The organism is Actinomadura terrae (assembly GCF_022751215.1).
GTDB lineage: Bacteria > Actinomycetota > Actinomycetes > Streptosporangiales > Streptosporangiaceae > Spirillospora > Spirillospora terrae.
Genome location: NZ_JAICDG010000002.1, coordinates 1,980,842 through 2,000,668 on the forward strand (window position 1 = coordinate 1,980,842; position 19,827 = coordinate 2,000,668).

17 protein-coding genes are annotated in these 19,827 nt (G+C 74.6%); 10 read left to right on the forward strand and 7 right to left on the reverse strand.

Features of this window, described 5'->3' with window-relative positions; translation table 11 throughout:
* Positions 1-126: 126 nt before the first annotated feature.
* The 6 genes from K2F47_RS19050 to K2F47_RS19075 are packed head-to-tail and all read left to right on the forward strand — an operon-like array spanning position 127 to position 7,071.
* Positions 127-1,827 carry an amidohydrolase gene (locus K2F47_RS19050; protein WP_242905543.1) on the forward strand — a complete coding sequence of 567 codons (1,701 nt, stop codon included), beginning with the start codon at positions 127-129 and terminating at the stop codon, positions 1,825-1,827.
* Position 1,828: 1 nt separating this feature from the next.
* Positions 1,829-3,001, forward strand: a complete 1,173-nt coding sequence (locus tag K2F47_RS19055; RefSeq protein ID WP_242905545.1) for an ABC transporter substrate-binding protein — start codon at positions 1,829-1,831, stop codon at positions 2,999-3,001.
* The gene (locus tag K2F47_RS19060; protein ID WP_242905547.1) at positions 2,994-3,851 is read left to right on the forward strand and encodes an ABC transporter permease subunit; all 858 of its coding nucleotides are present in this window, start codon (positions 2,994-2,996) and stop codon (positions 3,849-3,851) included. Before K2F47_RS19055 ends, K2F47_RS19060 begins: the two co-directional genes overlap by 8 nt.
* Positions 3,838-5,562 (forward strand): branched-chain amino acid ABC transporter ATP-binding protein/permease, encoded by a 1,725-nt coding sequence (locus K2F47_RS19065; protein ID WP_242905560.1) that lies wholly within the window; start codon positions 3,838-3,840, stop codon positions 5,560-5,562. The genes K2F47_RS19060 and K2F47_RS19065 overlap by 14 nt, the downstream gene beginning before the upstream one ends.
* Complete coding sequence (locus tag K2F47_RS19070) at positions 5,559-6,275, forward strand: ABC transporter ATP-binding protein (RefSeq protein ID WP_242905562.1); 717 nt, start codon at positions 5,559-5,561, stop codon at positions 6,273-6,275. The genes K2F47_RS19065 and K2F47_RS19070 overlap by 4 nt, the downstream gene beginning before the upstream one ends.
* 1 nt (position 6,276) lies before the next feature.
* Complete coding sequence (locus tag K2F47_RS19075; protein ID WP_242905566.1) at positions 6,277-7,071, forward strand: SDR family NAD(P)-dependent oxidoreductase; 795 nt, start codon at positions 6,277-6,279, stop codon at positions 7,069-7,071.
* 227 nt (positions 7,072-7,298) lie between these two features.
* Here the strand turns inward: K2F47_RS19075 and K2F47_RS19080 are convergent, their stop codons facing one another.
* A complete protein-coding gene (locus K2F47_RS19080; protein ID WP_242905567.1) occupies positions 7,299-8,288 on the reverse strand; it encodes an LLM class flavin-dependent oxidoreductase in 990 nt (329 codons plus the stop codon).
* Between the two features lie 44 nt (positions 8,289-8,332).
* On the reverse strand, positions 8,333-8,653 hold the full coding sequence (locus K2F47_RS19085; protein ID WP_242905569.1) for a hypothetical protein: 321 nt from the start codon (positions 8,651-8,653) through the stop codon (positions 8,333-8,335).
* Positions 8,654-8,840: 187 nt separating this feature from the next.
* Between K2F47_RS19085 and K2F47_RS41415 the strand changes: the two genes are divergently transcribed.
* Complete coding sequence (locus K2F47_RS41415) at positions 8,841-9,659, forward strand: IPT/TIG domain-containing protein (RefSeq protein WP_242905570.1); 819 nt, start codon at positions 8,841-8,843, stop codon at positions 9,657-9,659.
* 15 nt (positions 9,660-9,674) lie between these two features.
* Here the strand turns inward: K2F47_RS41415 and K2F47_RS19095 are convergent, their stop codons facing one another.
* Positions 9,675-11,114: a hypothetical protein gene (locus K2F47_RS19095; protein WP_242905572.1), complete on the reverse strand. Its 1,440-nt coding sequence runs from the start codon at positions 11,112-11,114 to the stop codon at positions 9,675-9,677.
* A gap of 205 nt (positions 11,115-11,319) precedes the next feature.
* On the opposite strand from K2F47_RS19095, the gene K2F47_RS19100 reads away from it, so the two are divergent.
* Positions 11,320-11,868: a helix-turn-helix domain-containing protein gene (locus K2F47_RS19100; RefSeq protein WP_242905574.1), complete on the forward strand. Its 549-nt coding sequence runs from the start codon at positions 11,320-11,322 to the stop codon at positions 11,866-11,868.
* Here K2F47_RS19100 and K2F47_RS19105 read toward each other — a convergent pair.
* The gene (locus tag K2F47_RS19105) at positions 11,865-12,731 is read right to left on the reverse strand and encodes an NAD(P)-dependent oxidoreductase (RefSeq protein WP_242905576.1); all 867 of its coding nucleotides are present in this window, start codon (positions 12,729-12,731) and stop codon (positions 11,865-11,867) included. The genes K2F47_RS19100 and K2F47_RS19105 overlap by 4 nt on opposite strands.
* 80 nt (positions 12,732-12,811) lie before the next feature.
* On the opposite strand from K2F47_RS19105, the gene K2F47_RS19110 reads away from it, so the two are divergent.
* Positions 12,812-15,832 (forward strand): AfsR/SARP family transcriptional regulator, encoded by a 3,021-nt coding sequence (locus K2F47_RS19110; protein ID WP_242905591.1) that lies wholly within the window; start codon positions 12,812-12,814, stop codon positions 15,830-15,832.
* Here the strand turns inward: K2F47_RS19110 and K2F47_RS19115 are convergent.
* Complete coding sequence (locus tag K2F47_RS19115) at positions 15,801-16,985, reverse strand: MFS transporter (RefSeq protein ID WP_242905593.1); 1,185 nt, start codon at positions 16,983-16,985, stop codon at positions 15,801-15,803. The genes K2F47_RS19110 and K2F47_RS19115 overlap by 32 nt on opposite strands.
* Before the next feature lie 47 nt (positions 16,986-17,032).
* On the opposite strand from K2F47_RS19115, the gene pdxR reads away from it, so the two are divergent.
* Positions 17,033-18,445 carry a MocR-like pyridoxine biosynthesis transcription factor PdxR gene (gene pdxR, locus K2F47_RS19120; protein WP_242905595.1) on the forward strand — a complete coding sequence of 471 codons (1,413 nt, stop codon included), beginning with the start codon at positions 17,033-17,035 and terminating at the stop codon, positions 18,443-18,445.
* Here the strand turns inward: pdxR and K2F47_RS19125 are convergent.
* Positions 18,442-19,302 (reverse strand): EamA family transporter, encoded by an 861-nt coding sequence (locus K2F47_RS19125; protein ID WP_242905597.1) that lies wholly within the window; start codon positions 19,300-19,302, stop codon positions 18,442-18,444. The genes pdxR and K2F47_RS19125 overlap by 4 nt on opposite strands.
* Complete coding sequence (locus K2F47_RS19130; protein ID WP_242905605.1) at positions 19,299-19,817, reverse strand: MarR family winged helix-turn-helix transcriptional regulator; 519 nt, start codon at positions 19,815-19,817, stop codon at positions 19,299-19,301. The genes K2F47_RS19125 and K2F47_RS19130 overlap by 4 nt, the downstream gene beginning before the upstream one ends.
* Positions 19,818-19,827: the final 10 nt, after the last annotated feature.

Sequence of the window (19,827 nt, forward strand, 5' to 3'; positions counted from 1 at the left end):
TGGCCTTATGCTGCCCAGTGGGAAGTGAAGTGCGTCACTCTGTTATAGGTTCGTGATTGACCGTTCATCGTTTGGCCCCATACGTTCGCCATACGTTTGGGCCCAAATTAAGGAGCAGGGGCGCACATGAACCACTCCCCGGACCTGGTGCTACTGGACGGCGAGGTCCTCACGGCCGACGCCCGGTTCTCGGTGGCGCAGGCTGTGGCCATCACCGGCGGGAAGATTACAGCGGTCGGTTCGACCGATGACATACGCGCGCTGGCCGGACCCCGCACCCAGGTCGTCGACCTGCGCGGACGCACGGCCCTGCCCGGCATCAACGATTCGCACCTGCACGGCTGCGCGTTCGGCGTGAACCGCCCGCCGCTCGCCCTGGACGTGGCGCACCCGGCGGTCCGATCGATCGCCGACATCGTGGCCGTCGTGAAGGACGCGGCGTCCCGCACCCCCGAGGGCGAATGGATTCGCGGGAACGGCTGGGACCCCGGCTACCTGACCGAGAGCCTTGAGAGCGGGCGGATGCCGAACCGCACCGACCTCGACGCGGTCGCCCCGTCCCACCCCGTGTACCTCCAGGACTTCAGCGGCCACCTCACCTGGGCCAACACGCGGGCACTGGAGCTCGCCGGGATCACCGCCGACAGCGAGTCCCCGGAGGGCGGCCGCATCCACGTGGACGGCGCCGGGAACCCGACCGGCCTGCTGGCCGAGGGCGCCCAGGACCTCCTCCAGCGGCACCTGCCCGCCTACACCCGCGCGCAGATCGAGCAGGCGATCCGCGAGGCGGTCGCGGTGCTCCAGCAGGAGGGGATCACCAGCTACACCGAGCCCGGCCTCGGGCCGGGCGGCAAGAGCCTGTTCGCGGGCGCCGCGAGCCAGCTCACCCTGGACGTCTACGGCGACCTCGCCCGCGCCGGCGAACTCGGCGCGCGGGTCAGCGTCCTGCTGCTGCTCACCGGCATGAGCGGCTCGGCCGCCGAGATCGCGGAAGGTCTCGCCACCGCGAAGACCCCGCAGGACGTCGACCCGCGCATCCTCAACGTCATCGGCGTGAAGCTGTTCGCCGACGGCATCCCGCCGAACGAGACCGCGTGGATGCGCGACCAGTACCCCGGCGGCGACTTCGGCTGCCTGTGCGTGCACGGCGCCGCCGACGCGCTGCGCACCCGCGAGCTGAATGAGATGATCAGGCTCGCGCACGTCGCGGGCCACCAGCTCGGCGTGCACGTCACCGGGGACCGCGCGATCGACGCCGTCGTGGACGCGTTCGAGGCCGCGCAGGCCGAGCACCCCCGCGACGACCCGCGCCACTACGTGATCCACGCCGACCTGCTCGGGCCGCAGAGCATGCGCAAGCTCGCCCGGCACGGCTTCGGCGCGAACATGAACCCGGCGATCAAATGGATGATCGTTGACATGCTGGAGGAGCAGCTCGGCCATGAGCGGGCGGCCTACCAGTACCCCGTCCGATCGGCGATCGAGGCCGGTATCCCGGTCTGCGCCAGCTCGGACGCGCCCGTCGCCTCGCCCAACTGGCGGCAGGGCGTGGCGGCGATGCTGCTGCGCGAGTCCAAGGCCAGCGGCCGGACGTTCGGCCCCGAGCAGCGCGTCGGGCTGCCGGAGGCCGTCCGCGCCTACACCGTGAACGCGGCCTGGCAGGACTTCGCCGAGGACTGGAAGGGCACCCTCGAACCCGGCAAGGCCGCCGACGTCACCGTCCTGGACGGGACGCTCACCGCCCTCGACCCCCACGACCTCCCGGACGTCCCCGTCGCTCTGACCGTGTTCGACGGCGGGATCGTCCACAGCACCGAAGGTCTCTGACATGCGAATCGCACATATCCTCGCCGCGGCCGTCCTGGTCGCCCCCCTGGCGGCATGCGCGGACGACAGCGCCGGCGGCGGCTCCGGGCCGATCAACATCGGCTCGGTGTCGACGCTGAGCGGCCCGGTCACCTTCCCCGAGGCGTCGCAGGCGGCCCGCGCCGTGTTCGATGACGTCAACGCGAACGGCGGCATCAACGGCCGGAAGATCGCCTACACCGCCGGCGACGACAAGGGCGACCCGGCCAGCGCCGCGCTGGCCGCCCGCGACGTCATCCAGAACAAGAAGGCCGTCGCGCTGGCGGGCGGCGCGAGCCTCGTCGACTGCCAGGTCAACGGCCCGCTCTACAAGCGCAACAAGATCACCGACGTGCGCGGCATCGGGGTCGACCCCGGCTGCTTCACCTCGTCGAACATCTCGCCGGTCAACACCGGCCCGTTCTTCGGCTCGACCGTGACGCTGTACTACGCGTCCGAGAAGCTGAAGCTGAACAAGATCTGCGCGTTCTTCTCCATCATCGGCAGCACCGCCAACGCCTACCGCGAGGGCGTGGACCGCTGGTCCAAGATCACCGGCAAGAAGCTGCTGGTCAACGACCTGAGCCTGTCGGCCTCCACCACCGACTTCACCCCCTATGTGCTGCGCGCCCGCAGCGCTGGCTGCGAGGCCGTGCTGTTCAACGGCGTCGAGCCGATGTCGATCGGCTGGGTCAAGGCCGCGCAGGCCCAGAAGATCAACAACATCAAGTGGCTGTTCCTCGCCTCCACCTACACGGTCGAGGCGTCCAAGGCCCTCGGCCCGGCGGGCAAGAACGTCGTGGCGCTGTCGGAGTTCGAGCCCTACACCGACGAGCAGTCCGCCGCGAACAAGGACTGGCGGGCGACGATGACCAAGCACAAGGTGCCGCTCACCGCGTTCGCCCAGGGCGGCTACCTCGCCGCCCAGCACCTGGTCACGGTGCTGCGCTCGATCAAGGGCGACATCACCCGCGAGAAGGTCACGAAGGCGATGGAGGACCTCAAGCCGCTGCCCTCGGGCATGACCGGGATGCCGTTCGCGTTCGGGACCGGCGACTCGCACGCCTCCAACCTCGCCGCCAAGTTCGTGAAGCCGGACGCGAAGGGCGGATGGACCGTCCTGACGCCCGAGTGGGTCAAACTTCCCAATGCTTGAGGGAGCGATCGCCGGACTCGCCGGCGGCGGCGCCTACGCCGCACTCGGGCTCTGCCTCACGCTCATGTTCCGGCTGGTCAGGGTCGTCAACTTCGCGCAGGTCGCGATCGGCGTGATCGGCGTCTACACGATGGCGGTGGCCTCCGAGCACGGCTGGCCCTACGGGGCGGCCGCGCTCGCGGGGCTGCTCGCCGCGACCCTCGTCGCCGCCGTGCTCGGCTGGGTGATGGGCAAGTGGTTCGGGGAGGCGGGCGCCGACCAGCGCTCGGCGATCTCCATCGCGTTCCTCGTCGGCCTGCTCGCCGTCTCCTACCTGGTGTTCGGCACCGACCCGCGCCGCATGCCGGGCAAGTTCGGCGGCTCGCTGTTCACCCTGGACGGGATCACGGTCACGCAGGCGGCGGCCGTCTGCGCGGTCGGCTCGGTCGTGGTCGCGGGCGCGGCGTGGCTCGTGCTCACCCGCACCGTCCTCGGGCTGCGGCTGCGGGCGCTGTCGGAGCGCCCGACGACCGCCGAACTGCATGCGATCCCCTCCCGCCGCCTCGGCGTCGGGATGTGGGCGGTCACGGGGCTGCTGGCGGCGGCCGTGCTGCTGGTCGTCGCGCCGCAGCAGACCAGTGACCAGACGTCGCTGGCGCTGATGGTGATCCCGGCGGGCGCGGCGGCGCTGGTCGGGGGCTTCAGCAGCCTCGGCCGGACGGTCGCGGGCGGGCTCGGGCTCGGCACGCTCCAGGGCGCGCTCGCGCACGTCACCGAGTTGCAGCAGTACCGCGACACGGTTCCGTTCGTGGCGATCCTCGCCATCTTGATCTGGTCCCAGAGGCGGGAGGTGTGGGATGCGGCTCGCTGACAAGCAGACGAACCCGGCCGCGTCGGTGCTCGGCCCGCTCGCGCAGCCGGCCGTCGCGCTGCTGGTCATCGCGGTCGCGGCGGCGGTCGTCCCGCAGTACTGGCTGTTCCTCGCGACGTCGGTGCTGGTGTCGGCGGTCGCGCTGCTCGGCCTCGGCATCGTCGGCCGCGCCGGCATGAACTCGCTGTGCCAGCTCGCGTTCGCGGCCGTCGGCGCGTGGACGGTCGCCCAGCTCAACGTCTGGCAGGCGCCGGGCGGGCTGATCGTCTGGACGATCGCGGGCGGTGTCGTCGCGATGCCGTTCGGCGTGCTGATCGGGCTGCCGGCGCTGCGGCTGCGGGGCGTGCACCTCGCGGTCGTCACGCTCGGGTTCGCGGCGGCCGCCGACGTGGTGATCGCGGCGGTCAACTTCCCCGGCGTCGAGACGGGCGAGCAGGTCCTGCGGCCGATGTTCATCGCCACCGACCGGCAGTACTTCGTCTACGCGGGGGTGCTGTTCGTCGTCGCCGCGATCGGCGTCGAGTGGCTCGGGCGGACCCGGATGGGCGCCGCGTGGCGCGCCGTCCGGTTCTCCGAGCGCGCGACCGCCGCGTCCGGGACGAGCGTCGCCCGCGCCAAGCTGTCGGCGTTCGCGCTGAGCGCGTTCGGCGCGGGCCTGGCGGGTGGGCTGCTCGCCGGGCAGATCGGCATGATCACGGCGCAGAACTTCACCACGATCAGCTCGCTCGCGCTGTTCGTCGTCGCCGTGATGGCGGGCAGCGAGTACGTGGTCGGGGCGCTGTTCGGCGGCTTCCTGATCGCGTTCGTGCCGGAGATCTTCCGCCGCGCCGGGATCAACCAGGACTGGGCGAACGTGCTGTTCGGCGTCGGCGCCGTCCAGGCGCTGTCGCAGGGCAGCAGCATCAGCGAGGGCATGGCCCGCAGGCTGCGGGCGCGCAGACCCGTGAAGGTCCCCGAGCCGAGGCCGTCGCAGGAGAGCGGCGAGCCGCCGCTCGGGACCAAGCCGCTGCTGGAGGTCGAGGGCCTCGGCGTCCGCTTCGGGCAGGTCGTCGCGCTGGAGAACGTGGACCTCGTCGTCCCCGAGGGCACCGTCATGGGGCTCATCGGGCCGAACGGCGCGGGCAAGTCCACGCTGACCGACGCGCTGTCGGGGTTCCTCACGTCCGCGACCGGGTCCGTCACGCTCGACGGCCGCAAGCTGGACGGGATGCCCGTGCACCGCCGCGCCGCCGCCGGGCTGCGCCGCACGTTCCAGCAGGACCGCGTCCCGACCGGGCTCACCGTCGGCGCCTACCTGCGCTTCGCCGCGCACCGCTCGGTGACGCGGGAGGAGCTGGAGGAGGTCCGCGCGTTCCTCGGCTGCCCGGCGCTGAACGCCCACGTCCTCGACCTGGACGTCGGCAGCCGCCGGCTGCTGGAGGTGGCCGCCGCGCTGCTCGCCCGGCCGAAGCTGATCATCCTGGACGAGCCCGCCGCCGGCCTCGCGCACGCCGAGTCGCTCGCGCTCGCCGACCGGCTCGTCGAGGTGCCCGCGCGGTTCGGCGCGTCGGTGCTGCTGATCGAGCACGACCTCGACATGGTCCGGCGGGCCTGCGCGAGCGTCGTCGTCCTCGACTTCGGCTCGGTCATCGCGTCGGGACCGCCCGCCGAGGTGCTCGCGCGGCCCGAGGTCGCCCGCGCCTACCTGGGAGACGAGGTGGCACTCACGTGAAGGAACTGAGGCTGGAGGACGTCGCGGTCGCGCGCGGCGCCGCCCCGATCGTCCGGGACGTCACGCTGGCCGTCCCGGCCGGGGAGGTGACCGTCCTGCTCGGCCCGAACGGCGCCGGGAAGACGACCCTGCTGGAGGCGGTCGCGGGCGTGCTGCCGATCGCGTCCGGACGGCTGACCGGCGACGGCGACGACCTCGCCGGGCTCGACCGGGTCGCGCGGGCCAAGCGCGGCATCGCGCTCGTCGAGCAGGGCCGGACGGTGTTCACCCAGCTCACCGTCGCGGAGAACCTGCGGGTCGTGCGGCGCGGCAGCGGCCCCGACCGGACCGCCGAGCTGTTCCCCGAGCTGGACAAGCGGATGGACACCCCGGCCGGGCTGCTGTCGGGCGGCGAGCAGCAGATGGTCGTGCTCGCCCGCGCGCTCGCGATGGCGCCGTCGGTGCTGCTGATCGACGAGATGTCGCTCGGCCTCGCCCCGGTGATCGTGAAGCGGCTGCTGCCCGCCGTCCGCCAGCTGGCGGACGAGGGCGTCGCGGTGCTGCTCGTCGAGCAGTTCGCGACGCTCGCGCTGGAGATCGCCGACACCGCGCACGTGCTGGCGGGCGGGCGGCTGACCCACAGCGGCCCGGCGGCGGCGCTGCGCAAGTCGCCGGAGCTCCTGCACGCCGCCTACCTGGGCGAACCTGGCCGAGTCGAAGAAGAGGGAGCGTGAGATGGGACGGGTGCTGATCGTCACCGGTGGCGGCAGCGGGATCGGCGCGGCCGTCGCGCGCGGCGCCGCCGCGGACGACCACGTCGTGATCTGCGGGCGCCGCAAGGAGGCGCTGGAGCGGGTCGCCGCCGAGAGCGGCGCCGAGCCCCGGGTCTGCGACGTCGCCTCCCCGGGCGCGGTCGCCGAGCTGGTCGAGGACGTCGTCGCCGCGCACGGCCGCCTGGACGGTGTCGTCGCCAACGCGGGCGCGCTGCGCAACGGCGCCGTGCTCGACCTGTCGCCCGAGGACTGGCAGCTGACCATCGACACCAACCTCACGTCGGTGTTTTTGCTGGCCAAGGCCGCGCTGCCGCACCTGATCGAGGCGCGCGGGTCGCTGGTGGCGGTCTCGTCGGTGGCGGCGCTGCGGGTCCCGACGGGCGTCGCCGCGTACGCGACGTCCAAGGCCGCGCTGACCATGCTCACCCAGACGATCGCGGCGGACTACGGGCCGCGCGGCGTCCGCGCGAACGTGGTGTGCCCCGGCTGGATCCGCACGGAGATGTCCGACCGGGAGATGGAGGAGTTCGGGGCGCCGCACGGCATCGGGCGCGAGGAGGCCTACGAGGAGGTCACCCGGCTCGTCCCGCAGCGCCGGGCGGGCACGCCCGAGGAGGCCGCGGCGGCGGTGCTGTGGCTCCTCGGGCCCGAGGCGTCCTACGTCAACGGCGCCGTGCTGAGCGTGGACGGCGGCACCGCCCTCCCCGACCCGGGCACGGTCCCGTTCGAGTTCCAGATCCGTCCGCGGGTTCAATGAAGTCCCGGCCCAAGGCACTCGCCTGGCGGCTGCGTTCATGAAGTCCCGGCCCACGTCCCTCGCCTGGCGGCTCGGGACGTGACCGTGCCTTGGCGGGCGCGGAATCGCTTCGCGATCTTCCCGGTGGAGGCTCGCCTCCGGCGTCGCCCCCACCGGTCAGCTACGCGCCCGCGTGACGGCTGAGGTCGCCGCGCGGCGCGGGCCGGGGTCGCCGCGCGACGCGCGGCCTAGGCGGGGGCCAGGGCGTCCTGGTACAGCTCCGCGAGGATGTCGTAGGAGCGCAGGCGGTCGGCGTGGTCGTACACCATCGTGGTGACCATGACCTCGTCGACCGCCGTCCGCTCGATGAGCGCGTCCATCTGCCGCCGGACGGTCTCCGGGCTCCCCATCACCTGGTCGGCCAGGCGCGCGTCGATCATCTGGCGCTCCAGCGGCGTGTAGGGGTGGGCGGCGGTCTCCTCCGGCGTCGGCATCAGCCCGGGGTTGCCCTGCCGCAGCCGCAGGAACGCGAGCGCCTGCGGGGCGGCCAGCTCGCGCGCCCGCTCGTCGGTCTCGGCGGCGGTGACCGAGACGCCGATCATCGAGTACGGCTCCTCCAGCGCGCCCGGACGGAACGACTCGCGGTACAGCGCCAGCGCGGGCACCGTGTTCTCGGCGCTGAAGTGGTGCGCGAACGCGAACGGCAGCCCGAGCAGCCCGGCGAGCCGCGCGCTGTAGCCGCTGGATCCGAGCAGCCAGATCGGCGGCTCGTTGCCCGCGGCGGGCGTCACCTTGCTCGCGGCGTCGAAGTAGTTGCGCAGCTCCACGACCTGCTCGGGGAAGTCGTCCACCGAGAGCGCGTCGGGGGAGCGGCGCAGGGCCCGCGCGGTCGCCTGGTCGGTGCCGGGCGCGCGGCCGAGGCCGAGGTCGATGCGTCCCGGATACAGCGCCTCCAGCGTCCCGAACTGCTCGGCGACCACCATCGGCGCGTGGTTCGGCAGCATGATCCCGCCCGATCCCACCCGCAGCGCCGACGTCGCCGCCGCGACCTGCCCGATCAGCACGGCGGTGGCGGAGCTGGCGATCCCCGGCATCGCGTGGTGCTCGGCGAGCCAGTAGCGGTGGAAGCCGAGCCGCTCGGCGTGCCGGGCCAGGTCGAGGGTGTTGCGCAGGGCCTGGCCGGACGTGGAGCCGCTGACGACGGGGGCCAGGTCGAGGACGGAGAAGGGGACGCTCATAACGGGTGACAACCCGCCTGGTGGCCGTCCTCTTCCCGTCCGGTTCACCCGACGAGCGCGACGACCGCGGCGAGGCTCCCCACGACGAGGGCGAGGGCGGGCAGCGGCGTGATGCACACCCACGACCACGTCACCAGCCGACGGCCGCGCTCCACCTCGCCCGAGGCGAACCGCTCCTCGGCGCGGGTGTAGAGCAGCGCGGCGACCACGATCAGCGGGAAGAAGAGGAGCATCGTGAGCACGCCGAGAAGGAACGCGGCGACCTGGCCGCCGAGCGTGTAGGTCCCGTCGGCGCCGACGCCGAGCGCGAGGTGGTCAGAGGCGGCGGGGCGGAAGACGGGCTGCTGGGGGACGGCCTCGTACATGTGCACACCGATCTGGTCGTCGGAAATGTGACCCAGATCATACGCTCGGTGACAGTCGTTCGCGAGACCCGCACACCGCCTTTCCGGTATCTGGAAGTGGCCTGTGGTATCGGCGTGCGAAACGAGGGCGTGTGCGGGCTCGATTAACGGCAGGGGACGCAACGAGGGCGTTGCGAGAGGGAGGACCGTGACCGAGTCGCCGGTCGGATCCGAGTACGCGCGTGCCCGGGACATCGTCGTCGCGTCCGCCGTCCTGCTGGTGTTCACGGCGGTGCTGGTGGTCGTGCTCGTGCAGGCGTGGCCGTCCGCGCCGGGCGTGGGGCCGGACGGGCGCGTGCGTCCCGAGCCGGAGACGGTCGCCGTCCACCTGCCGGGCTGGACGCCGCGCCTGACGCGGGAGGCGAGCCTGTTCGTCGTGGTGATGGCCGCCGGGGCCCTCGGCGCGATCGTGCACGCGCTGCGCTCGCTGTACTGGTACGTCGGGAACCGCGCGCTGCGCCGGAGCTGGCTGATGATGTACCTGTTCCTACCGTTCGTCGGCGCGCTGCTCGGGCTCGTGGTGTACCTCGTCCTGCGCGGCGGGCTGACGAGCCCGGTGGGCGGGTCGGCGGAGATCAACCCCTACGGCGTCACCGCGATCGCCGCGCTGGTCGGGCTGTTCTCCCAGCAGACGGCGGAGAAGCTGCGGACGGTCTTCGCAACGCTGTTCGCCCCCGCCGAGCCCGGACGCGACCAGGCGCTTCAGCCCGGACGCGACCAGGTGTACCGGCCCTGGATCACCCGGATCGAACCGGCGTCGGGCCCGGTCGGGACCCTCGTCACGGTCCACGGCACGAGCCTCGGCGCGGCGACCTTCGTCCGGTTCGGCGACGTGGACGCGGCCGCCGCCGACGTCACCGACACGCGGCTGCGGGTGCGGGTGCCGGAGGGCGCCACGACCGGAAGCGTCGTCGTGCACACCACCGCCGGCCCGGCCGCCGCCCCCGGCACGTTCACGGTGGGGTGAGCGCGGGGAGCGAGGCTACTTCGCGGCGGGCAGGTGGGCGTGCCAGACGTCGTAGGCGGCGCCGGGCAGCACCCGGGGCAGCTCGGCGGTCGCGAGCCTGCCCAGCTCGGCGCCGGTGCTGGCGCTGCCGAACTGGAGCTCGGTCGCGTAGGCGGCGCGCTCCAGGTCGGCGGGCCCGGCGACCAGGCAGGTGTGGCGGGCGCCCTGGAGCTCCTCGTCCGGGATCGCCGCGCCGACGGCCAGGCTGTTGGACACCACGACCCAGCTCCCGAGGCCGGACACCTGCCGCTCGGCGCCCTGCTGCTCCCAGCGGTACTCCAGGATCGGCTTGGAGAAGATCGGGACGAGCAGGTGCGACACCCCGCACGCCTGCACCTCGCGCTCCCAGCCGATCGAGCGGCCGAGGTCCTCGCAGATCAGCGTGGCGAGGCGGCCGAGCGAGGAGTCGAGCACGGCGACCCGGGTGCCGGTCGCGGCGTACTCCTCGGCGGTGCCCTCCGCGGGCGCGCCCGGCAGCCGCCACAGCCGCATCTGCGCCGCGTCCAGCGTGAAGCCGGAGAGCTTGTCCTGGACGAGCAGCTCCCGGCCCGTCCAGCGGTCGATGAGCACGGCGCGGTTGGGGGGCGGGTCGCCGCCGCCGACCGGGCCGCTGCCGACGAGCAGGAACCGCAGCGGGTGCCGGTCGCGGTCGCGTCCGGCGGTGTCGAAGGCGACCTCCTTCCAGTGCTCCAGCAGCGCGTCCGACAGCGAGGACTCGGGCATCACGGCGATCTGCGCGCCCGACTCGTCCAGCCGCCGGACGATCGCCTTGATCCGGGAGCGGATGCCGGCCGAGTCCATCGGGCGCAGCCGGTAGACGGTCATGCCGAGCCGTTCCTCGAACTCGATCTCGATGTCGTCGAAGGTCTCCAGCACCGGCGCGCAGCCGACCGGGACCGGCGCGTCCCGGGTGAAGTGCGGGTCGCTCACGGCGGGCAGCACGCGGTGGTCGACGCGGTCCCACTCGGCCTGCGGGACGCGGTGGACGCCGAAGAACTCGGCCTTGGAGCGGCGTCCGAGCGGGCGGCCGGGGAAGGCGCAGCGGGGCAGCAGCGCGCCGGAGGTCTCCGGGCCGTTGAGCCTGCCCTCGGTCAGGTAGTTGACCAGCAGGCCGGTCAGCCGGGGGGCGTCGTAGTAGGGCCCGTAGGGGCTGGCGTGCGCGAGCGCGATGTCGAGCCCGAGCAGCAGGACGAACCGGCCGAGATCGCCGCGTCCGGCGATGGCCTCCTCGACCTGTCCGGGGGGCAGCGAGCCGGTGTCGAGAACGGTCGAGGCGATGCGCTCCGCCTCCTGCCGGACCTGCGAATCCTCGTACCAGCGGGTGGCCGTCCAGTCCTGGAAGACGCCGTCGTCGATGGCGTCGTACAGCAGGACGAACAGGTCGGCCGGTCCGGTGGTGCGGGCGGTTTCCGGCACGTGGTCGATCATAGGCGGCCCCCGGGGAAGGCGATTGTCACGAGCGGTCGCCCGATCGTAACTCCGCTGACCGCCGCCTTTCAGTGGCATTCGCAACAGAGTCATGTACCGGTTCGGAGAGCGTGTCCGGCATCACTTGACAGTCACTTGGCATTCGGCGCACCCTGAAGGAGTCCGGGTTCCGTCCAGCGACCGAGGAGCAGCCGTGAGCACTGGGGACGACCGCCGAGCGGAGGTCCGGCGTCTCATCGACGAGATGGAGCACGACACCAAGAACATCAGCGAGGGCCAGTTCAGCGCGCTCGGCATGCTGATCACCGACGCCTCGCTCAGCGCCGACGAGCCCGCCCTGGTCGAATGTCAGGACGGGCTCCAGTGGTTGCACCGCCGGTACCTGGACGTCGGCGCCCTCGACGGGCAGGAGCGCGAGCTGCGCGGGCGCATCCTCGGCCTGATCGACGTGGTCCACTGGGCGCTGCGGCGGCTGCCGTCCGGGCTCCAGCTCGCGCTCCAGCCGGGCGGGCACGCGGCCCGCTTCCTGGTCGCGGTCGCGCGCAAGCAGGGCCTGTCGAACCAGCAGCTCGCCGCCGAACTCGGCACCGACGAGACCGAGATCAGCCGGGTCGGCCGCAGGCTCCTGTCGGCGGGCGTGGTGTGGCGCCGCAAGGAGTGGCGCCACAACGCCTGGGACATCACCCCCCGCGGCCGCCAGTACCTGGAGACCTCCGGCCTCCTCCCGGCCCCCTCCGCTTAGCCCTTCCCGGTCTCCAGGAGCGGGACCAGGCGCTGGAGCGCGTCGGCGCCGTGGCCCTCGGCGACGGCGCGGTCGAGGAGGTCGCGCATCGGCAGCAGGAGCGCGGGGTCGACGCCCTGCCTGACGCTCGTCTCGATCAGCGTCGGGAAGGCGACCTGGCTGGTCGCCACGCTGGAGACGTGGGTGCCGAACTCGCCCGCGTCCAGGGCCCGCGCCTGCTCGGGGAACGAGCGCATCATCGCCGCCATCCAGTCGGTGACCATCGGCGCGAACGCCGACGCCGTGATGCCCTCGGACCGGGCGAGCGCGAGCGCGTGGTAAAAGCCCGCGTACATCCCGTACATGGCGTCCAGCAGCGCGAAGTCGAGCAGCGGCGCGAGGCCCGGGTCGGCGCCCACGTGGCGCGCCTCGGCGAGCACGGCCAGCACGTCCTTGTGGCGGGTGAAGGCGTCCTCATCGCCGGAGTACAGGATCAGCGCGCCGGGGCCCCCGATCATCTGCGGGACGGCCATGATCCCGCCGTCCAGGTAGCGGGCGCCGCGTCCGGTGACGAGGCCCGCCATCGCGCGGGCCTGGTCGGGGCTGCCGCTGGTCAGCTGGACGACCGTGCGTCCCGCGAGCGCGTCGGTCGCGAGGATCTCCTCCGCGTTCGCGTAGACGGACAGGCACACGATGACCAGCTCGCTCGCCTCGATCGCCGCGCCCGCGTCGGACGCCTGGACGGCCCCCTTCGCGACCAGCGGCGCGGCCTTGGCGGCGGAGCGGTTCCAGACCGTGACCGCGTGGCCTTCCGCCAGGAGGGCCTCGGCGAGCGCCGTTCCCATCAGGCCCAGTCCCAGCACCGTTACAGAGGTCTTTTGCATAGCGAATCTCCCTTTCCGTGTTGCCCCCAGCCTGGGACGGCCCGCTTCGGGAACCCTTCGGGTCGGATTACGGTGGCGGTATGCGCTTCGGGGTACTCGGTCCGCTGGAGGTGCGGACCGGGGAGGGCGTGCCGGTCCGGGTCGCCGACCTGAAGGTTCGCGCGCTGCTGGCGGATCTGCTCGCGCACGCGGGACGGGTCGTCCCGTCCGCGCGGCTGATCGACGACCTGTGGGGCGACGCGCTGCCCGCCAACCCGGCCGCGACCCTCCAGGCGCGCGTCTCCCAGCTCCGCCGCGCCCTGGAGGACGCCGAGCCCGGCGCCCGCGCGCTGGTGGAGTCACGCCCGCCCGGCTACCGGCTGGCCGCGCGCGCCGACGACGCGGCGCGGTTCGAGGAGCTGGCGGCGCGGAGCCGGGAGGCGGCGGAGCCGTCCGTCCGCGCCGCGCTGCTGGACGAGGCGCTAGGGCTGTGGCGCGGCCTCGCCTACGCCGGGTTCGAGGACGCCGCGTTCGCCGCCCCCGAGATCGCCCGGCTGGACGAGCTGCGCCTCGCGGCCGTCGAGGGGCGGGCCGAGGCGCGGCTGGACCTCGGCGAGCACGAGGCCCTGGCCGCCGAGCTGCGTCCGCTTGTGGCCGAGCATCCGCTGCGGGAGCGGCTCCGCGCCGCCCACATGCGCGCCCTGTACCGGACGGGCCGTCCCGCCGAGGCGCTCGCGGCGTTCGAGGAGCACCGCCGCAGGCTCCGCGACGACCTCGGCGCCGACCCCGGCCCGGACCTCACCGCCCTGCACCGCGCGATCCTCCGGCAGGACGACGAGGGGCGGCGCGCGGCGGTGTCCAACCTGCCCGCCGAGGTGAGCGCGCTGGTCGGCCGCGACGCGGACGTGCGGGAGGTCGCCGACCTGCTCGGCGCCGCGCGGCTGGTGACGCTGCACGGCCCCGGCGGCGTCGGCAAGACGCGGCTGGCGGTCGCGGCGGCGCGGAAACACCCTGGCGGTGGGGTCTGGTTGGTCGCGCTGGACGAGGGCGCCGCGTCCGGCGCGTCGGCCGACGAGGTCGCCGCGCTGGTCGCGGGCGTGCTGGGGTTGCGGGAGGACGCGGGAATCCCGGGCGGCCCGGCGGGACGGCTGGCCGGGGCGCTGCGCGGCAGGCGGGCGCTGCTCGTCCTGGACAACTGCGAGCACGTGCTGGAGCCGGTCGCGCGGCTGGCGGCGGCGCTGCTGCGCGACGTCCCCGACCTGCGGATCCTCGCGACGAGCCGGGAGCCGCTCGGCATCGGCGGCGAGCACCTGCGCGCGGTCGCGCCGCTGACCGCCGACGCGGCGGCGGAGCTGTTCATGGCCCGCGCCGGGCTCGCCGAGAAGTCGGAGGCGGTCGCGGTGATCTGCGCGCGGCTCGACGGGCTCCCCCTGGCGCTGGAGCTGGCGGCCACCCGCGTCCGGGCGCTCGGCGTGGTGGAGCTGGCGCGGCGCCTGGACGACCGGTTCCGGCTGCTGTCCTCCGGCGCCCGGGACGCCCCGGCCCGGCAGCGGACGCTGCGCGCGGTCATCGACTGGAGCTACGAGCCGCTCGCCGAGGACGAGCGGGCGATGCTGCGGCGCCTCGCGGTGCACACGGGCGGCGCGTCGCTCGACGCGGCCCTGCGCGTGGGCGCCCAGAGCGGCGTGGAGGTGCTGGCGCGGCTCGTCGACCGTTCGCTGGTCGTGGTGGGGGACGGCCCGCGCTACCGCATGCTGGAGTCGGTGGCCGCGTACTGCGTCGAGCGGTTGCGCGAAGTAGGGGAGTACGAGGAGACGCGGCGCCGCCACTTCCGCCACTACACGGCGCTCGCCGAACGGGCTGAACCCCGCCTGCGCGGCGCGGACCAGCGGCAGGCGCTCGCCGAGATGCGGCTGGAGACCGGCAATCTCAAGACGGCGCTGGACACGGCCGTCCACGAGGGCGACGCGGATTCCGCGTTTCGGCTGGTCAACGCCATGGGGTGGTGCTGGTTCCTGTGGGGCCGTCCGAGCGAGGCGTGCCGGGCGTTGGCGCAGGCCATGACCGTCCCGGGAGGGGCGCCCGCCGCGCTGGCCAGGGCGCGGACGTGGCACACCGGATTCACCATGCTCGACGGCGACGGCACCGACCGCGACGCGCGCTGCCGGGCCGCGCTCGCCGCCTACGACGGCGTGGACGACCCGTGGGGGAGGGCCTGGGCGCACTGGTTCCTCGGCTTCGCCCGGACCGGGTTCGGCGACCTCGCGGCGATCGACGACCTGACCGGCGCCGCGCTGGCGGGGTTCCGGGCGCTGCGGGACCGCTGGGGCGAGGCTGCGGCGCTCGCGACCCGCGCCGCGCAGGCGGTCGCCGGAGGCGATCTCGACGCGGCGGCCCGCGACGGCGCGCGCGCCCTGGAGCTGTTCGGCGCGGCGGGCGACCGCTGGGGGCGGCTCCAGGTCTCCGACACGCTCGGCCTGATCGCCGAGGTCACCGGCGACTACACCCGCGCCGCCGCGCTGCACGAGGACGCGCTGCGCGACGCCGAGGAGCTCGGCCTGTGGACGGAGGCGTCCGCGCGGCTCTCCCGCCTCGGCCGGATCGCGCTGCTCACCGGCGACCACGAGCGCGCCGACGACCTGCACGAGCGGGGCCGGAGGCTGGCGGTCCGCGAGTCGCACCGGCGGGCCGAGCACTTCGCCGACGTCGGGCTCGCGCTCGCGGAGCGGCGGCGCGGCCGGCTGGACGCGGCGGAAACCCGGCTGCGCGGCTGGCTCGACTGGTGCCGCGCCATCGACGGCGCGCCCGGCCTGGCGTTCCTGCTCGCCGAACTCGGGTTCATCGCCGAGCTGCGCGGCGACGCGGACACGGCGCTCGCCCTGCACGCCGAGGGGCTCGCGGCGGCCCGCGCCACCGGCCACCCGCGCGCGGTCGCGCTCGCCCTCGAAGGCACGGCCGGGGCGCACGCGCTCGCCGGGCGCGTCGAGGACGCCGCGAAGGCGCTGGACGCCGCGTCCGCCGCCCGCGCCGCCGCCGGGGCGCCGCTGCCCCCGGCCGAGCGCGGCGACGTCGCGCGCATCGAGGCCCGGATCAGGGGCGGCGGAGGATCAGCGGAAGCGTGACCACCATGGCCACGCCGGTCAGCAGGAACGCCGACGGGTAACCGGTCTGCGCGGCGACCAGCCCGAACCCGGTGCCGCCGACGCCCATCCCGCCGTCGTAGGCGAGGTTCCACACGGCGCTGACCGTCCCGTACCCGGAGACGGGCACGTGCTCGAACATCACGGCCAGGCTCGCGTTCTGCATCACGCCGAACCCCACGCCGAACAGCGCCATCGCGGCCACGGTCAGCGCGGGGCTGTCGGTGGCGACGAGCCCGGCCATGCCCGCCCCCGAGATCAGCAGCCCGGGGACGAGCAGCCGCCGGGAGCCGTGCCGGTCCCCGAACCGCCCGGCCCACCAGCGCGCCAGCGTCGCGGTCGCGGCCTGGACGAGCAGCGCCGCCGCCGCGACGTCGCCGACCGCCGTCGGCAGGAACGTGACGACGATCCCCGCGCCCATCGCGGACGTCCCGAACAGGACCGACATGCGCACCAGCACCGGGGACCGCAGCCCGGCCAGCATCCCGAAGCCCTCCTCCCGCGCCTCCCCGCCGGAGCGGCGGCCGGGCAGCCCGGGCAGCCCGAGCAGCGGCGCGAGCGCGACCAGCGCCGCGACCGTGCCCGCCACGAACACGGGCGTGTAGCCGACGTGCCCGGCGAGCCAGACGCCGAGCGGCAGCGCCAGCACCGCCGGGACGCCGACGACGATCCCGGACACGCCGAGGCCCTCCGCGCGCCGCTCCGCCGGGACCAGCGCCGCCACCAGCGCGCCCGACACCACGACCATGACCCCGAAGCCCAGCCCGCGCACCAGGCTGACCGTGAGGACCATCGGCATCCCCGCCGAGAGCGGCAGCGCGAGCGCGGGCACCCCGAGCAGCACCAGTCCGAACGCCAGGTCCGCCCGGTGCCCGTACCGGTTGATGAGCCGGGGCGAGACCAGCTCGGCCGCCACGGTCGACAGCATCAGCGCGCCGGTCGCCAGTCCGGCCGCGACGCCGCTCCCGCCGTCGCCCGCCCCGCCGGACGCCGCGTACAGCGGGACGACCGAGAACAGCAGGTGGAAGCTCGTCGTCGCGCAGAACGTGGACACGAACAACAGCGCCAGCGGCCTGCTGACCAGTGGGGGACGGGTGACCGGCGCCCCCGGGGCGACCTGGATCTGCTCGCTCATGCCGACGACCGTAGGACGATAAGCGGCCTCCTGTATGGTCCAGTTCCATGGCGATTCAGTGGGCCGGTTCGACTCCGGAGCTGCTGCTGAGCCTCGACCGCGACGGCGCGGAGACCCTGCGCGCCCAGCTGGAGACGGGGCTGCGCGACGCGATCTGCACCGGGCGGCTGAAGGCAGGGGAGCGGCTGCCCTCGTCCCGAGACCTGGCCCGGCAGCTCGGCATCTCCCGAGGGCTCGTCCAGGAATGCTACGGCCAGCTCACCGCCGAGGGATATCTGTGTGCCCGGGCGGGTTCGTCCACGCGGGTCGCGCCGGTCCGCGTGGAGCCGGCCGCCGCTCCGGCCGCCCCGGTCGAGGGCGCGGCGCCCGGAGTGCGGATCGACTTCGCGGCGGGCCTTCCCGACCTCGCGTCCTTCCCGCGCGGCGACTGGGCCTGGGCGCAGCACGAGGCCGCCCGGACGGCACCGGCCGCCGAACTCGGCTACGGCGACCCGCGCGGGAGCGCGGTGCTCCGCGACGTCCTCGCCGGGTACCTGCGCCGCGTCCGCGCGGCGGTCGCCGAACCGGAGGACGTCGTGGTCTGCTCGGGTTTCGCGCAGGGTCTCAACCTGGTGCTGCGGGTGCTCGCGCGGCGCGGCGTCCGCCGGGTGGCGTTCGAGGACCCCGGCTACGGCGACGGCGCGACGATGGAGGCGGCGGCCCGCGCCGGGGTGGCGGCGGTCCCCGTCCCGGTCGACGGCGACGGCATCGACGTGGCCGCGCTCGCCGCGTCCGGTGCCCGCGCGGTCCTCGTCACGCCCGCCCACCAGTGGCCGACCGGCGTCGTGCTCGCGCCCGAGCGGCGCCGCGCCCTCGCCGACTGGGCCCGCGACCGCGACGCGCTCGTCGTCGAGGACGACTACGACGCCGAGTTCCGCTACGACCGCGAGCCCGTCGGCGCGGTCCAGGGCCTCGCGCCCGCGCACGTCGTGGTCATCGGCACCGTCAGCAAGTCGCTGGCGCCCGCCCTCCGGCTCGGCTGGGTGCTCTGCCCGCCCGCGCTGACCCGCGCGGTCGCCGAGGAGAAGCGGCAGGACGACCGCGGCTCGCCCGTCCTGGACCAGTTCGCGCTCGCCGCGCTGATCGGGTCCGGCCGGTACGGGCGGCACCTGCGGCACATGCGCCGGGTCTACGCCGGGCGGCGCGCCGCGCTGGTGGTCGCGCTCGCCGAGCACGCGCCGGGCGTCGAGCTGACCGGGCTGGACGCCGGGTTCCACGCCGTCGCGCACCTGCCCGCCGGTGCGGACGAGCGGCGGGTGGTGGGCGCGGCGCGCAGGCGGTCGGTCGGGCTGTACGGGATGAGCACCTACCGCGCGTCCGGCGCCGCCGACCCGCCGCGCCTCGTGCTCGGGTTCGGCGGGCTGACCGAGGGCGCCGTCCGGGACGGGATCGCCGCGGTCGCCGACCTCCTGCGCGGCTAGGGGCCCGGCAGGGTCAGGAGCACGACGGCTGCGCCCGCGCCCGCGAGGCCGACCGCCTGCGCGGCCGAGAGGCGCTCGCGCAGGGCGGTGACGCCGAGCAGCACCGGCACCACCGGATACAGCGACGACAGCACGACCGCGACGACGACCAGCTGCTCCCGCGTCGCCAGCAGGTACAGGACGAGCGCCGCCGCCGCGATCCCGCCGGTCAGCGCCGAGAGCACCGCGACCCTCCCCGCCGGGAACCGCCGCTCGCCCGCCCGGCCCCGGATGTCCGGCCAGGCGGCGGGGGCGATCGCGAGGACGGCCGCGACCCGTCCGATCGCGACGGGCCAGAGCCCCGCGTCCGCGCCCGCCCGCGCCAACGCGAGGTACTGGACGCCGATCCCGGCCCCGGCGAGGAGCCCGTTCACGATCGCGGGACGCGTCGCGCCCTCGGCACCGGCAGGCGACCGCGACACCAGCCACAGCGCGGGCAGCACCACGGCGATCCCCGCCCACGCCGCCGCCGTCGGACGGTCGCCGAGGAACGCCACCCCGGCCGCCACCGGCAGCGCCACCCCGCCGACCGCGCTGACCGGCACCGTCACGCTCATGTGCCCCCGGCTGAGCCCCCGGTAGAGGAACACCATGCCGATCCCCGTCCCGACGCCGGAGAGCGCGCCCCAGCCGAGGTCGGCGGCGGTGACGCCGGGCGCGGGCACGAGCAGCGCGGCGACCAGCGCGCAGCCGAGGCCGCCGAGCTGGCCGAGGAGCGCGACGCCCGCGAAGCCCGCGCGCCGCGACAGCAGCCCGCCCGCGACATCGGCGACCCCATAGGCGAGCGCCGAGCCGAGCGCCGCCCACGCTCCCGTCATGCTTTCGCCGCGTCGCGTTCGGCCTGGCCGACGGGGCAGACGGCGCCCGCCGTGCAGCACGTGCGGTCGCACATGCGGCACAGGACCTCCGAGTCGCCGACCTGCTCGTACAGCCGGGCCAGGAGTTTCGACAGCAGCGCGGCCAGCGTCTCGCGCTCGGAGTCGTCCAAGGCCGCGAGCGTGCCGGTGAGGGGCGCGGCGCGAGCAGTGAGCATCCGCGCCGCCGCGTCCTCGCCCCGCCGGGTGAGGCGGACGTGGACGGCGCGCCCCCCGCTCCGGCGGCGCTCGGCGAGGCCCGCGGCCTCCAGCCCGTCCACCAAGCGCGCGGCGGCGGACTGGCTGAGGCCGACCCGCCGCCCGAGCTCGGTGACGCCGAGATCGGGGGCGGCCGACAGCACGATCAGCGCCGAAGCGCCGCTCGCGCTCACCCCGGCCGCCCCGGTGGCCTCGTCGAGCACGAGGTCGGTCACCGCCAACGCGGTGGCGCCGAGCAGGTTCGCCAACCGTTCATGCATGACTCATGCA